General features: G+C 37.5%; 14 protein-coding genes. 6 read left to right on the top strand and 8 right to left on the bottom strand.

What is annotated here, in order from left to right; translation table 11 throughout:
- Window positions 1-110: 110 nt before the first annotated feature.
- A complete protein-coding gene (gene pssA / locus J2S17_RS20230) occupies window positions 111-806 on the top strand; it encodes a CDP-diacylglycerol--serine O-phosphatidyltransferase (RefSeq protein WP_307477582.1) in 696 nt (231 codons plus the stop codon).
- 482 nt (window positions 807-1,288) lie between these two features.
- On the opposite strand, the gene J2S17_RS20225 is transcribed toward pssA, so the two are convergent.
- The 3 genes from J2S17_RS20225 to J2S17_RS20215 all read right to left on the bottom strand — a co-directional run bounded on the left by J2S17_RS20225 (window position 1,289) and on the right by J2S17_RS20215 (window position 3,372).
- Window positions 1,289-1,831 carry an isochorismatase family protein gene (locus J2S17_RS20225; RefSeq protein ID WP_307477581.1) on the bottom strand — a complete coding sequence of 181 codons (543 nt, stop codon included), beginning with the start codon at window positions 1,829-1,831 and terminating at the stop codon, window positions 1,289-1,291.
- A gap of 179 nt (window positions 1,832-2,010) precedes the next feature.
- Window positions 2,011-2,385, bottom strand: a complete 375-nt coding sequence (locus J2S17_RS20220) for a nucleotide excision repair endonuclease (protein WP_307477580.1) — start codon at window positions 2,383-2,385, stop codon at window positions 2,011-2,013.
- Between the two features lie 198 nt (window positions 2,386-2,583).
- Complete coding sequence (locus J2S17_RS20215) at window positions 2,584-3,372, bottom strand: DUF169 domain-containing protein (RefSeq protein WP_307477579.1); 789 nt, start codon at window positions 3,370-3,372, stop codon at window positions 2,584-2,586.
- Window positions 3,373-3,520: 148 nt separating this feature from the next.
- Between J2S17_RS20215 and J2S17_RS20210 the strand changes: the two genes are divergently transcribed.
- Together J2S17_RS20210 and J2S17_RS20205 are read left to right on the top strand one after the other, a co-directional pair.
- Complete coding sequence (locus J2S17_RS20210) at window positions 3,521-3,988, top strand: DinB family protein (RefSeq protein ID WP_307477578.1); 468 nt, start codon at window positions 3,521-3,523, stop codon at window positions 3,986-3,988.
- Between the two features lie 39 nt (window positions 3,989-4,027).
- Complete coding sequence (locus J2S17_RS20205) at window positions 4,028-4,852, top strand: pentapeptide repeat-containing protein (protein ID WP_307477577.1); 825 nt, start codon at window positions 4,028-4,030, stop codon at window positions 4,850-4,852.
- Window positions 4,853-5,795: 943 nt separating this feature from the next.
- On the opposite strand, the gene J2S17_RS20200 is transcribed toward J2S17_RS20205, so the two are convergent.
- Window positions 5,796-6,395 carry a class I SAM-dependent methyltransferase gene (locus tag J2S17_RS20200; protein ID WP_307477576.1) on the bottom strand — a complete coding sequence of 200 codons (600 nt, stop codon included), beginning with the start codon at window positions 6,393-6,395 and terminating at the stop codon, window positions 5,796-5,798.
- A 341-nt stretch (window positions 6,396-6,736) separates the two neighbouring features.
- Here J2S17_RS20200 and J2S17_RS20195 point away from each other — a divergent pair, with 341 nt between their 5' ends.
- Window positions 6,737-6,979: a hypothetical protein gene (locus J2S17_RS20195; RefSeq protein ID WP_307477575.1), complete on the top strand. Its 243-nt coding sequence runs from the start codon at window positions 6,737-6,739 to the stop codon at window positions 6,977-6,979.
- Between the two features lie 708 nt (window positions 6,980-7,687).
- Here J2S17_RS20195 and J2S17_RS20190 read toward each other — a convergent pair.
- From J2S17_RS20190 to J2S17_RS20175, 4 genes are read right to left on the bottom strand one after another with little or no spacing between them, the layout of a single operon-like run.
- Window positions 7,688-8,503 (bottom strand): ABC transporter ATP-binding protein, encoded by an 816-nt coding sequence (locus J2S17_RS20190; RefSeq protein WP_307477574.1) that lies wholly within the window; start codon window positions 8,501-8,503, stop codon window positions 7,688-7,690.
- Window positions 8,503-9,537, bottom strand: coding sequence for a FecCD family ABC transporter permease (locus J2S17_RS20185; protein WP_307477573.1), 1,035 nt, complete (start codon window positions 9,535-9,537; stop codon window positions 8,503-8,505). Before J2S17_RS20185 ends, J2S17_RS20190 begins: the two co-directional genes overlap by 1 nt.
- Complete coding sequence (locus J2S17_RS20180) at window positions 9,534-10,571, bottom strand: FecCD family ABC transporter permease (RefSeq protein ID WP_307477572.1); 1,038 nt, start codon at window positions 10,569-10,571, stop codon at window positions 9,534-9,536. Before J2S17_RS20180 ends, J2S17_RS20185 begins: the two co-directional genes overlap by 4 nt.
- A complete protein-coding gene (locus J2S17_RS20175; RefSeq protein ID WP_307477571.1) occupies window positions 10,564-11,619 on the bottom strand; it encodes an iron-siderophore ABC transporter substrate-binding protein in 1,056 nt (351 codons plus the stop codon). The genes J2S17_RS20180 and J2S17_RS20175 overlap by 8 nt, the downstream gene beginning before the upstream one ends.
- A 320-nt stretch (window positions 11,620-11,939) precedes the next feature.
- On the opposite strand from J2S17_RS20175, the gene J2S17_RS20170 reads away from it, so the two are divergent.
- Together J2S17_RS20170 and J2S17_RS20165 are read left to right on the top strand one after the other, a co-directional pair.
- Window positions 11,940-12,119, top strand: a complete 180-nt coding sequence (locus J2S17_RS20170) for a hypothetical protein (protein WP_307477570.1) — start codon at window positions 11,940-11,942, stop codon at window positions 12,117-12,119.
- Window positions 12,120-12,673: 554 nt separating this feature from the next.
- Window positions 12,674-13,222 (top strand): hypothetical protein, encoded by a 549-nt coding sequence (locus tag J2S17_RS20165; RefSeq protein WP_307477569.1) that lies wholly within the window; start codon window positions 12,674-12,676, stop codon window positions 13,220-13,222.
- Window positions 13,223-13,598 lie beyond the last annotated feature (376 nt).

Raw genomic sequence — 13,598 nt, 5'->3', positions numbered from 1 at the left:
ACATAAAGTGATATAATAAAAGGAACCTAAACCTAGACAAAAGTTGTTTAGGTTTTTTCCCTCTTTACATAAGTAATGATGACATATAGAGAAGAGAGTGATGAGTAGGCGTGAAATTTATTAAGATGATCCCCAACATGCTGACACTTGGAAATCTGTATTGCGGGTTTTTATCAATAGGATTTGCAGCCCATGGTCAATACAACAATGCAGCCATATTAATTATTATTGGTATGATGTTAGATAGCATGGACGGAAGAGCAGCAAGAATGCTGAAAGCTGACAGTACTCTGGGAAAAGAATTGGATTCATTAGCTGATATCGTTACGTTTGGTGTAGCACCGTCCTTTTTAGTATATTATACATACTTTTATCAATTTGGTTTGATCGGACTTGCCATTTCAGGGTTATTCCCGCTATTTGGTGCCTTTAGATTAGCAAGGTTTAATGTCGGAACACCAAAGCAATCCATGAATTATTTTATCGGAGTGCCAATTACAGCTGCCGGTGGAATATTAGCGATTCTTACATTGCTTGGAGATTGGGTGCCAAATATTGTTACAACCTTTGTCTTTACTGCACTGTGTTTTCTCATGATCAGCCGCATTAGAATCCCAAGCTTTAAAGATGTTCCACTGCCGAAATATGGAACAATTGTGACAGTATTTCTCGGCTGTCTTCTATTTGTACTATATAAAGGGACCTATGGAGCATATCCATATTTAATCTATATAGCGACGCCACTTTACATTGCATACCTAGCGTATCGTTTTAAAAAAGGGAAAAATAACAAGTCAGCTGACTAATGAGCGATCATCTTTTAGATGATCGTTTTTTATTGTGTTGTGAATTTTGAGGCGGACTACAAATAATGAGGTGAGGATTGCTTAAATAATTCCTTCAAGTGAGAAGGGGATAAATAAGTGATTTTAATCCCAAACGGAGCTCGAATGTAGGAGAGAAGGGGTTAATTAAGCGATATTAATCCCAAACAAAGCTCATTTTTAAGTGAATAAGTGATAATAATCCCAAACAAAGCTCATTTTCAAGTGAGAAGGGAGTAAATAAGCGATAATAATCCCAAACAAAGCTCATTTTCAAGTGAGAAGGGAGTAAATAAGTGATATTAAACCCAAACGGAGCTCGAAATAAGGAGAGAAGGGAATAATTAAGTAATATTAATCCCAAACGGAGCTCGAATGTAGGAGAGAAGGGGTTAATTAAGAGATAATAATCCCAAACAAACCCATTTTCACAAGAAAAAGGATGAAAGAACATATCACTTTTCTCAAATGGTTTTCTCAGCTTTATATTTTTCAACATACTTATCATAGTCTAATACTTCAATAGCATCCGACCATTTAAGGACTTTTCCTACAAAATCATTAATGTCTAAACCTTGCATATCGTATGTTTCAGCAGTATTTCCAGTTCCCATTGCATTTTTAAGAAATGTCACTTTATATCCTCTATCAAATGCGGCAATAGCTGTAAACATACAACAAAACTCAGTTTCAAAGCCAGTAATAAAAAGATGGTTTACACCTAATTTTTCTAATGTACTAGAGAGTTCAGTATTGAAGAATGAACTGGGCGTATGTTTCTCCAGTACATTGTCAGCATAGTCTTTTAATGAACTATGCAGTTCAGAACCAACAGAACTCCTATGCATTGGGCTTTCTTCCGATTCATCTATATGCCTCATAAAGATTACAGGACTACGATTTTCTTTGAAATCCTTAATTACCCTTTCAATCAATGAAAGTTCTTCTTTGAAATCACCAAGATTAACGATACCATTTTGCACATCAATAACTAGGAGTGCTTTCACTTTTTCACCATCCTATTATAGTAATAGGTAGATTATTCTCTATCGAAGTCTGTTTTTCCTGCAAAATTTATTTCCTTATGCAATCTGAAGTTTTTTATATCCCGCTTAAAATAGTTGGCACTCCTCGTCTTTGATCATAAAGAAACGGCCTGCACTAAAGTGTAGGCCGTTTCTTATGATTACTTATAAAAAACCTTTTCAATATTATATTTTGCTTCCAAATTATTAATAATGTAGGTTTCGTAAATTTCCCGCTCCATTGCATCTTCAACGAAGAGTACAGCAATTTTTGTCACTTCATCGCGATGATCTTTGATTGGAGAGACATTGTCTTCAAAATGCTTTTTCACACGTTGTCTTAACTTACGGGCTTTACCTACGAAAAGAAGGTCTTCATTCGCATCAAAAAATAGAATGATGCCACCTTTATCACGAGGGATTTTATGATAATCAGTAAAGCCGTATGTGTTGCTTAATGGAGATTCTGTACGCTCTCCACCTTGATTTCTTTTTGACACAACAATATCCGGAGCTGGTATTTGAATTTGTATCATGCATAATCACTTCCTATTCTGCCATCCATCGTACCATAAAACACCAAGGTTATCCATAATCGATCGATTGAATGGAAAAGAATAAATATTCAAATATTTGTTTGAGAAGCGAGGTTGGGAAGAGCTTTGAGGGGGCTTGATAAGAGTAGGTGCGACGGCTAGAAAAAAGCCTGGGATCTCTTCTCCCAAGCTTTTTCCTCAGCGGTCGAACATATCATTCAGTTTCTCATAGGTCTCTGGATAGGTTGCTTCATATTGAAGATAAGTTGGAATTGGATAGCGTACGCCGCCTTTATGTGTTTGCTGAAGACCTTCCATAAAATTATCAGCCATGGAGAATGGAATAGCAAAGGCCATCTCATGGTCGTGGGTTTGTCCAAATACTCTATCTCCGTAACATGGCAGAATCACTTGCGGCTTATTTGTTTGGATTGTTTTAATAACGATATCGGCGCAATCTGCTCTTGCCGTAAAAGTAGAAGTAATTTCGCCGCCTGTATGATAAAGGGCACCAGCAACCATGCGCATTACTTGGGCGGAGTTCCCGTAGACTGTTATCACTTCGGGCTGATAGCTCGTTCGGTTAAGGGGAGCGATTAAGACGGTTCCTGCTTCATTTTGTGCGAATTTAGGAACCGCTGCCTCTGTCAACGCCCCTGCATCACAGGTTTTTGTATACATGCCATCGGTTAAGTTCCCTTCAGTATAGTAATCTAGTTCTTTTTCAAAACCGAAAGCGACTTTTGCGATGGGACAGGAAAGATCCTTATTGCCCATGGCGAGTGCCCAGCCATACCTTCGTGCCATGGTAACCGCTTGGCAGATACTAAATGTTTTACCAAAGTCGGTAAAAGGTTGTTTTACACGTTCAGGCAGAGTCTCGTTCTCTTTCATTACCCGAATAGCCAAAGGGAAAGTATCTGGCCTAACATATGTTTGAATAGATTCTTCTAGCAACTGTAATTTTTCGGTAGTGTCAGTTTGCAATTTTAAATTCCTCCTTTTTCAATCTTTACTATATTATTCAATAGTATGTATGTAACATCCTCTAAATCGATGAATTATAACGAAAAAAAGGAATTTCTCTCTTCTAAAAAGAATGTAATGTGTAGAACAGACAAGGGGATGAGTAACAATGATGCATGTGAAGGAAGTATTGTTAGACCAATTATTAGCGAATGCAAATGATACGAGCTGGTATATCTCATTTCAGGAATCAGTAGAAGGAGTGACGGAGGAAACTGCATTTTGGAAGCCTGATGATTCAAGTCATAGTATCGCAGAAATCGTGCAGCATCTAATCTATTGGAATGAGGTTTGGCAAAAAAGATATAAAAAGAATCATGTGAACGCAGTTTCCCGTATTGAAAATAATGATGATAGTTTCATTTTGCCGAAAGATACACCTTTTTCAGCGCTAAAAGATCAATTATTAAAGATCTTGCTGGATTGGCAGGATCTTATTACTGAAGAGCAGCTGGAATCAGAGGTAAATGGTTTTCCTGAGAAAACAGATTGGTGGGGAATCATTTCTAATGCAGCCACACATAACGCTTATCATATTGGGCAAATTGCATATGTGAGGAAACTGGTAAAGAACTAATCAAGGAAGAATAAGAGAATGTAAGTAGGAAGGGTTATTATGAGTGACTATTTAAAATCGGATTGCAGCAACTGTTTTGGATTATGCTGTGTTGCCTTGCCTTATGCGAAATCAGCGGATTTCGCTTTTAATAAAGACGGTGGCAAACCTTGTCGTCATTTATGTACCGACAATCGCTGCAGTATTCATGACGACTTGAGAGGGAAAGGATTTCGCGGCTGTGTATCCTACGAATGCTTTGGTGCAGGCCAGCATGTTTCTCAAACTATTTTTAAAGGAAAAGAATGGAGGGCACATCCAGAGGCTGCGAATCTGATGTTCTCCGTCTTCCCAATCGTACAGCAACTACATGAAATGCTCTATTATTTGAGACAAGCAATGAATGTAGAGGAAACGTCATCTCTTCACAGTAATTTAAAGACAATTTATGAAGAGACATTACAATTAACAAATGCTCTGCCTGAAGAGATCTTACAATTTGAAATTGCCGTTCATCGATCCATTGTGAATGAGTATCTTACTAAAACAAGTGAACTTGTGCGCAAAGAAACGATAGAAAAGAATAAAAATATGAAAGAACTTCAAAGAGCTGACTACATAGGAGCACGCTTGAAAAAAGCAAATTTAAAAGGAGCGAATTTGCGAGGAAAGCTGTTCATTGCAGCTGACTTAAGCTATGCGGATTTAAGAAAAGCTGACTTTATAGGAGCTGATCTGAGAGATGCTGACTTGCGAAATGCCAACCTGACTGAATGTATTTTCCTTACGCAATCACAAGTAAATTCGGCAAGAGGCAATAGAGAGACGAAGCTGCCAGACTATGTGGAGAGACCGCAGCATTGGTTGGATAGGCTGGCAATGTAAGGGTCCTGCTATGAATTGGCAAGGTTCATGTTAGAAGTTTGGATAACGTACTCTTTTCAAGAAGAGAATACGTATACGCATCAGCTATATGAGGTTTCTCTTGAGTATTAATAAACTTTGAGAAAGTATCCTGTCAATGCGTATTTGATCTAATCGTCTTAGGTTCAAAAGAAAACGATCTCAATTTTTTTATAAAAGTGAAACGAACACACTGAATATAATATGGATCACCAAAAAATTAGAAGTAAGATATATAAGGGGCTCCAATAAAAATTGGAGCTTTTTTATGTGAGTGAAAATAATTTCGCAATTCGTAAGATTATTCAACGAAATATATTTACTTTATTCTGAAAAGTGATTTTATTTTTATAAAAACAAAAATAATTGGTGAGCGGGGTGTACCAATGAAATCAATCTTTGGAACGATTTCTAGTTTATTTATACACCATCAGAATGTTGTTTTGCCCGAGATGCCCAAATGCTACTCAATGGACTTGGCGTTTGAACAGACAAAATCAGCTTAGGGGTTAGTTAGTAGGTAACGCAACTAAGTAAGGACAATAAGATCCTGTAGGGCAGCAGGGACCGCCATCCACCTTATGGAAAGGTTGAACGAAGGAATGTAAGAGCATAGACTCTGTGAGACTTTGGAGGGTTGACCTCCATAAGATATGTATTGGTGCGTACATAGTTATTTATCCAACTCTTTAAAAAAACAGAAGGTTGGATAGTTTTTTGCGCTCATTTCCTTTGAAATGATGTTTGATTGTTGTCTTTCATATACTTTAAGATCTTTTGCGATTAGACAAAGAAGTAATATTAAGAATAGCAGTGAAAGCAAGAGATAAGTGATTGTTTATTGAGGGAGGTTAATGGAAGAAGCTAAAAGTCTAGTTGGGCTCTGTCGTAAAAAATGCTCCAAAAAGTAAGAATGAAAAAATTCTTACGGTTCGGCCCATATCAAATATAAATAACCAGCTATATGACGCTCGTTTTTAATTATTTTCAAATTAGATTTCTTTACAATTTCAATGATGTTCCTATTTTGATGACAGCCTATAAATTTTAATATCAAGGGATTTAACGTATTTTGTAGCCAAGCTAATGACTTATTTGTGCTAATTCCATGTTCCATCATAAGTATTTTTCCTTCAGGCTTACACCATTTTTGAAACTTGTTTAATACACTAAGGGGGTTTTGATAGGCACATAAGGTTGCGGAGGAGACAATCGTGTCAAAAGTATTTTCATTGAAATCGACAGACTCAACATCTCCTTCTATTAATATTGTTTGAAAAAGATAATCTTTTGCAGCATCTTCAGCTGTCTTTAACATTTCAATACTAAAATCTACACCTGTCAATTCAATATCTCCCTTATAAAAGGGGAAATTTAGTCCGGAGCCAATGCCAACTTCTAATACCTTTCCTTCAGCATCTTGAAAAATTTGTTTGCGAAACTTGTTGGCATGGTTATTGTTTCGGCGTTTACTATATTTGTTTGCTTGTTTATCAAATTTTTTAATTAATGAATTTCGTTCCATATCATACCTCACCCTTGTGTTCATAATGATTTAAAAGGAACTCGTCTAAATAGAAGTTCGACCTTATCTTTCAAAAAACCTTCTTGTTCTTCAACAATCTAGCCTGTTAATGGATAAACTGATAACCGCGTAGTTTCAGTCAACTAAGAATTATCCTTGCTATAGGGGGCGTTTCTTCATAACAGTGGATCGCTTTTTCTTATGTTGCAAACGGGGCAGTTTGGCTTAAGTAGGTGAATTATTGATATAAATGACAGAGGTGTGTAATTTGTCTAAAGAAATGAAATGAATTAAGTTCCAATTGGAAGATGGAAGGCAAACAGAGGAATTCTTTGAACTATATGACGAAGCACCAGATAAATGAAGATAGGGTCTTATTGAAGTTGAAATTCAATGGAAAACAACTGAATTTTACAAGCGCAAACTTCTTTGAAGCATTAGAAAAACTAAGGAAATATTTAGATGAAAAGCAAATACAGATCCTTTGTAATGGAGCAGCATTAAATGTCTATCCATCCCTAATGTCACGTTTAATGGGGATGGAAGGCGGGCTTACAAACTACGTAATGGAAGGCAAGCAATAACAGAAGATTTGGTTGATGTATTTGATTGCGATAAAACTTTGTGATTTAAAGAACTCACAAGGCAGGTTTTTAGCGGCATATTAAGCTTTATGTAACTTTCTAAGCCAGTTCTGTTTGACACGACAAAACAACAGCCATTTTATTAAGCTAAATGGGCAGCATACTTGTATTAACTGAAAATGAAATTCGAATAGAAAAAGGCCTCTTGCTAAGATGAACGTGTCCGAAGCTGGCCAGCTAAAAAGGACAAATACATCTATTCGGAGGCCTCTCATGAATTAAAACCAAAATCATAAGTTAGCTCAAATTATGGTGTGAAATTGAAGTTTTGTTTGAATCAATACCCCCGTTATATTCTCGTGCTATCTGTATTTTTTGTTGTTATGTTTTTTGGTATAGACCATTTGAAGTATTACGGGTACTAACATGCATATTTTATTTTTGGGTTTTTTATAGGATTAATAGTTGATAGCTTTGGTAAGATTGGTAATCTTATTAATTTCCGGTTATTTCTACTTAATTAAACTTAATACATAGGGTCTTTACTAAACAAGCACTGAGGGTAAAACAGCATGATTCCTTGGCTCCTAGTTATGGTGTTAATAAACAAAAAATTTGCCTCCTTCCTTATGATTCATGAGAAGGAGGCAAGCATCTTTTTTTTTCTTTTTCTCATACAACTTGGCCAAATAAGATTGGCGTCTTCATTTAACGATTACTGTCCTTATGACCATGATAACGTCCTTTCGGTATAACTAAGGGTGATTGTGAAATGGGGTCCGCTATCACAGTACAATCAAGCCCAAAAACTTCTTTAACTAATTTGCTTGTAATTACCTTGGATGGTTCTCCCTCAGCAATAAGCTTTCCTTTTCGGAGTGCAAAAATATGATCTGCGTATCGTGCGGACAAATTTATGTCATGAAGAACCATGACAATGGTAGTTCCGTATTTCCGGTTAAGATCTGTTAACAAGTCTAGTATTTCAACTTGATAGGCAATATCTAGAAAAGTGGTCGGTTCATCAAGAAATAAAATGTCAGTTTGTTGCGTTAAGGCCATCGCAATCCAGACGCGTTGTCTTTGTCCGCCAGAAAGCTCATCAATATTTCGGTTGGCAAGTTCTGTGATATTCATAATTTCCATTGCTTCGGCAACAGCCTTATAATCTTTCTTAGTCCATCCACTGAACAAGGATTGATGCGGATATCTTCCTCGTCCAACTAAATCAGTGACTGAAATGCCTTCTGGAACAATGGGGGATTGAGGAAGAATTCCTAAAACTCGAGCTAGCTGTTTTGGAGGAATCTTGTCAATCGACTTCCCATCCAGGATGACTTTTCCTGATAGCGGTTTAATTAATCTTGCCATGGTTTTTAACAGTGTCGACTTTCCGCATGCGTTTGCCCCAATGATAACGTTAATTCGGTTACTAGGGATATCAACGTTTAAACCATGGAGAATCGTTTTATTATCGTATCCGGCTACAATTTCTTCGGTTTGGAACTGATGTGTTAATTTCATTATAAACTACCCTTTCGATTCATGCGGATGAGTAAGTAGAGCAAATATGGCGCTCCTAGCAAGCCAGTGATAATGCCGACTGGATATCTAACTTCAAAAGCAAATTGTCCGATCAAATCTGCTGCTAAAACTAAATTTACACCAACAAGGCCAGCTGGAATAACGTTCGAGTAGCCAACTCCAACTAGCCTTTTGGCGATTGGCCCCGAAAGGAAAGCCACAAATGCGATTGGCCCAGTGGCGGAAGTAGCAATAGCAATCATAAAGACAGAACTCAATATTAGCAATAATCTAGTCATGTTTGTATTCAGTCCAAGTGAGGTAGCGGATTGTTCTCCCAGCTCCAATATACTTAGATGTTTTCCGAGCACAATTACAATAGGGGCACAGAGTAACACCGTGATTATCAGAGGAAGGAGTGTGGGCAATTGAGCCCCATTTAGACTTCCACTGAGCCATCTGAGTGCGGTAGGTATATCTTCTTGTGCACCTACCATCAGCAGATAGGAAATCAGTGCGCTAAGCATGGCTTGCATACCAATACCAACTAGAATTAAACGTCCGACAGAAAACGTTTTACCTTTGGAGAAGATAAAAATCAGTACGGCTGTAATAAGTCCAGCAACTACTGAAGCTATAGAAACTGCGATATTGCTTGTATGCAAAATGAGAATACAAAACAAAGCTGCAACACTTGAGCCCGCGGTGATTCCGAGTATATCTGGATTTGCTAGAGGGTTGCGCAGCATGGTTTGGAACGTATTACCTGCAATTCCAAACGCCAATCCAGCAAAAAGACCTGCAACCATTCTTGGCAGGCGGATAGTGTTCACCGCAAAAGACACCCCATTATGCGATTCTCCCATTAGAGACCTGATTACATCTTGGACTGGGTAAATTGTGCTTCCCAGCATAAGCATGGCGACACAAAGTATGCAGGCAATCACCACCAGCAAAGCATTAACAATTATCCATCGACGGCGCCTTTGACGCCTGCCATCTTTAATTACTGTAATTAAATTAGTATTATTCATAATGATCGCACTTTCATTTTTATGGCTAGTACAATTAATAAAGGAGCACCTATAAACGCTGTAACAACGCCTGCCTCCAGCTCGCCTGGGCTGCCAATCAGCCTGCCGCTAACATCGGATATCGTCAATATAATTGCACCTGAAATAGCTGACATCGGGATGACAAAGCGTAGATCGGGACCAAGTAAAAGTCGCATAACGTGAGTGGCTAATAGTCCAACAAAGGCGATCGGACCCGCCAGTGCAGTTGCAGCTCCACATAATATAACACCTGCAAAAGCTGCAACAATCCTTAGTGTCCCTGTACGAACCCCTTGTCCGATGGCAACTTCATCCCCAAGCGCCAAAGCATTGAGAGCCGAGGCTGACATAATAGCCAACCCGATTCCAATGACCAGAAATGGGAGGAAAGTGAGAATGTCACTCCAGTTAGCCGAGCCGACACTTCCCACTTGCCAAAATCTGAATTGATCCATTACATAGGAACGCGATAGCATAATGGCACTGACTAAGGAAGAAAGAGCTGCACTTGTGGCCGCACCTGCTAAGACAAGCTTAAGAGGCGTTGCACCTGCACGCCCCATCGATCCAATTCCGTAAACAAAAATTGCCGTAATCATAGCGCCGGCGATCGCTAGCCATATATATTGAGCAGCAGTACTGATGTTTAAAAATGCAATTCCGCAAACAACAAACAAAGCCGCACCTGTATTAACGCCTAATATACTTGGATCGGCGATCGGGTTTCGCGTAACAGACTGCATAAGTGCACCAGAAATGCCGAGGGCGGCTCCACAAAATAAACTAAAAACGGTCCTTGGAATCCGCTCGCGAACAACACTTGCTTCGTATGACTCAATTTCTGGGTAAAACAAACCGGCAATTAGGTCATCCAATATCACCAGTCGGGATCCTAAGACCAAAGAAGCCAGCAGGCATATACAAAGTAAAACTAAAGAAATAACTAGTACTTTAGTAAAATGTTTTGGAAGATGCATGCTTGGCTTTTTTGCCTTTTCAGTCATATTATTCATCAATTTTATCAATCGCTGTGCCGATTAATTCAACGTATTCATCAATAGTATAAGAGATTGCAAGCGGGTTAGGTGTTCCAGAAGCTGCTAAAGCTGAATTATTACCTATGAACACTACAGAACCTCTTTCGATTGCCTTAATTTGACCAAGACGTGAATCCGCTTTAACGGCTTCATATAAACTTTCATCACCATATCCAATTATAATATCCGCATCGCTAAGAACATCAGCGTTCTCTGCACTTAATTGTAATGAGTAATCGGTGTCGTTTTTTATCATATCTGTAATACTTTCAGGATAAACCATGCCCAATTCCTTTAGAAAAGAAACACGAGGATCAGCAGGTGTATACAAATGTAATCCAGACATATCATTCGCTGAGAAGTTTACCCATGCTACTTTTTTGCCTTGCATTTCAGGGTGTTTAACGGTTTGTTCCTTAATTAAGTTCTCTGTATCATCAATTAGCTGTTTGCCCTCTGCTTCCATGCCCATTCCTGTTGCATTAAGCATAACTTGTTCACGCCATGAAGTTGTCCAAGGTGACGTCGGATAAGCCACAACCGGTGCGATTTTACTTAGAATGTCGTAATCTTCTTTTGTTATTCCCGAATAAGAGGCAAGAATGACATCAGGATTGCTATCTGAGATGGCTTCAAAATCAAGACCATCCGTATCTTGAAATACGTTTGGTTCGTCTACGCTAAGTTCCTCTAATTTCTTAGTTGTCCAAGGCAAAAGGCCGCTGTCGTCCTCAACTCCAAAGTTCGCTGCTGAGAAGCCTACCGGTACAACACCAAGAGCAAGCACGACATCATGGTTCGCCCATTGAATAGTAGCCACTCGTTCAGGTTTTTTTTCAATGACAGTTTCGCCAAAAGCATGTTTAATCACAATTGGATATTCAGATTCGGCCTCTTGAGAAGTGGATGTTTCAGTCTCTTTCGATTCAGTATCAGTTGAGGACTGGTTTGAACAACCAATTAGTGCAAACATAACAGTTGAAACAAGTAATAATAGTAATAAGATCGTCCTTTTTTTATTCATTTTCTTATCCTTTCTTATCTTCTTATGATGTGTTTGATATCGTGCCTATGTACTCGATAACGATAATCATTCTCAATTATTTTATAGCCATCTTGATTAGTTGTCAATATTTTTTGAATTTGTTATTACAGTTGCACTCTTAGAATGTGTTGTTCATATCTAGAGAGGCAAGTTACTACTCGGTGTATTCAAGCTTAGATTGCCTTTTCGTATGTCACATTCAGGTAGATAACTTAAATGAAAAAGAGGAGCTCGTAGTAATGAGAAGAACTAAATACTGATTAAATTGGTGAAATAAGTAAATAGAATTAGGAATACATATGACTTTCGAATTCTATACTTCCTTTTTTCCGTACTCAAAGATTAAGAATAAAAACCCTCTTCGACACCCATCAGGAGATACTAAATTAATTTCTTTTGAGTTGTGGGGACAAATGATTGGAACAGCGATTGTCGTAACAATTTATACATCAAAAGCAACAGACTATGCAGTGATTTAACATCTCAAGGCGTAACAGAAGGAATTACAGCATTGGCATCAATTTTTGCCTCAAGTGACTCATACTACTTCATGACGATTTTAGCGGTTATTGCACTGGTGATCACATTCCTGACACCGCTGAAAAGACCTTGCCGCTTGAAAAAATCGAAAAGGGGATAAAGCGCATAGCCATCAAGCTAAGAAATAAAAGCTCATATTTTTCGTTTTTGGGTATATATTGATTGTTAACTTGATGGGCATGTGAAGATACCCTAAAAAAAAAGACAAATAAGAAAATCCAAAAACTAATTAAAAGTCAACTTCAACAATAGATTGCAGGCCTACCTAACTATAACAAGGCTTATTTGTCGATTTCAGTCTGCGAAGTTTGAGTAACTTATTATAAATATTTTAAACTACCAAAAAAATAATCTCCAATTAGAAGAAAAAATGTAAAAAACTTCTTTTAAATAGTAAAAAAGTACTGTATAATAATAATTGAATATTCTAAATGTAGTGATAATTTTGAAGTTTCTTTCTAGCGTTTTGTTGTGTGGTTTTGTATTCTTTAGTATGTTAGGTAATTCTTTTGCAATGGGGAATGAAGAAGGTGAAAAATCCCCAGAACCAACTTTATTAACTGATGAAGGAGTAATCTTTGAAGAGAATTTGAACACAATGGATTTGAGCAAACCTTTTTCTACTACAGAAGTTTTTGTAGATTCTGAAGGAAATGAAATTACTGTAGAATCATCTTTTGTTCCTTCTGACGAGATAACTACATTTGGAAGTAGCACGAATAATGCATCAGTTGGGGTATGGACTTCAAAGGTAAATTGGGGTACTCATGGTATGAGTTATAAATTTGATGTAGGTAAATCTGGTTCCCAATGGAAAATGTCAAATGCAAGGGCACATGATTATTGGGGTGTATTTGTAAAATTTTCTAATCCTAGTTTGAATATTTCTAGGGCTACATCAACTAATTCTTATCCAGCAGAAATAAATTCATCAGTCAAAGCTGATATTTTTAGTAATGCATGGTTTCATATAGCCACTACAACAGTAAGAATGGAAACTACTATTAATAGTAAAGGAACTATGAAGTTAACTTGGAATTGATAGGGTGGTGAATTTATGCTAACGACAGCCATAATTTTACTATGTTTAGGTATTTTTGGTTATGTTTTTATTTTACTTATCAAAATGATTAAGACTTATATTAAAAAGAATGAAAATAAATAAATTTGCCATTGCCTATGGGGTAAAAAGGGGCTGTCCGAAAAGTATAATTTTAGCTAAATCTCTTAAAGAATGGGTACAGCCACATGCCCATCAAGCTAAGTAAAAACTATAGCTCCAATAATAAAAAAACGCTATGCTTATCGTAAGAAGTTTACTAGAAAGGATGGTGTTTTTTTATGAATCCTATCATCTCTAGTGAACTGACACTTTTTGCACAAGAAATACAACGCTTTCTATCTCCAATCGTTCTTAA

The organism is Cytobacillus purgationiresistens, from assembly GCF_030813235.1.
In the GTDB taxonomy this organism is placed as follows: domain Bacteria; phylum Bacillota; class Bacilli; order Bacillales; family Cytobacillaceae; genus Cytobacillus; species Cytobacillus purgationiresistens.
Note: the sequence above shows the minus strand (reverse complement) of the source record. Positions and strands in the feature narration are given on the sequence as shown.

Excerpts from the sequence above, each read along its gene's own strand:
- J2S17_RS20220 (WP_307477580.1), bottom strand. The coding sequence starts at position 2,385 with ATGATACAAATTCAAATACCAGCTCCGGATATTGTTGTGTCAAAAAGA.
- J2S17_RS20210 (WP_307477578.1), top strand. The coding sequence starts at position 3,521 with ATGATGCATGTGAAGGAAGTATTGTTAGACCAATTATTAGCGAATGCA.
- J2S17_RS20205 (WP_307477577.1), top strand. The coding sequence starts at position 4,028 with ATGAGTGACTATTTAAAATCGGATTGCAGCAACTGTTTTGGATTATGC.
- J2S17_RS20200 (WP_307477576.1), bottom strand. The coding sequence starts at position 6,395 with ATGGAACGAAATTCATTAATTAAAAAATTTGATAAACAAGCAAACAAA.
- J2S17_RS20195 (WP_307477575.1), top strand. The coding sequence starts at position 6,737 with ATGACGAAGCACCAGATAAATGAAGATAGGGTCTTATTGAAGTTGAAA.
- J2S17_RS20190 (WP_307477574.1), bottom strand. The coding sequence starts at position 8,503 with ATGAAATTAACACATCAGTTCCAAACCGAAGAAATTGTAGCCGGATAC.
- J2S17_RS20185 (WP_307477573.1), bottom strand. The coding sequence starts at position 9,537 with ATGAATAATACTAATTTAATTACAGTAATTAAAGATGGCAGGCGTCAA.
- J2S17_RS20180 (WP_307477572.1), bottom strand. The coding sequence starts at position 10,571 with ATGAATAATATGACTGAAAAGGCAAAAAAGCCAAGCATGCATCTTCCA.
- J2S17_RS20175 (WP_307477571.1), bottom strand. The coding sequence starts at position 11,619 with ATGAATAAAAAAAGGACGATCTTATTACTATTATTACTTGTTTCAACT.
- J2S17_RS20170 (WP_307477570.1), top strand. The coding sequence starts at position 11,940 with ATGACTTTCGAATTCTATACTTCCTTTTTTCCGTACTCAAAGATTAAG.
- J2S17_RS20165 (WP_307477569.1), top strand. The coding sequence starts at position 12,674 with ATGTTAGGTAATTCTTTTGCAATGGGGAATGAAGAAGGTGAAAAATCC.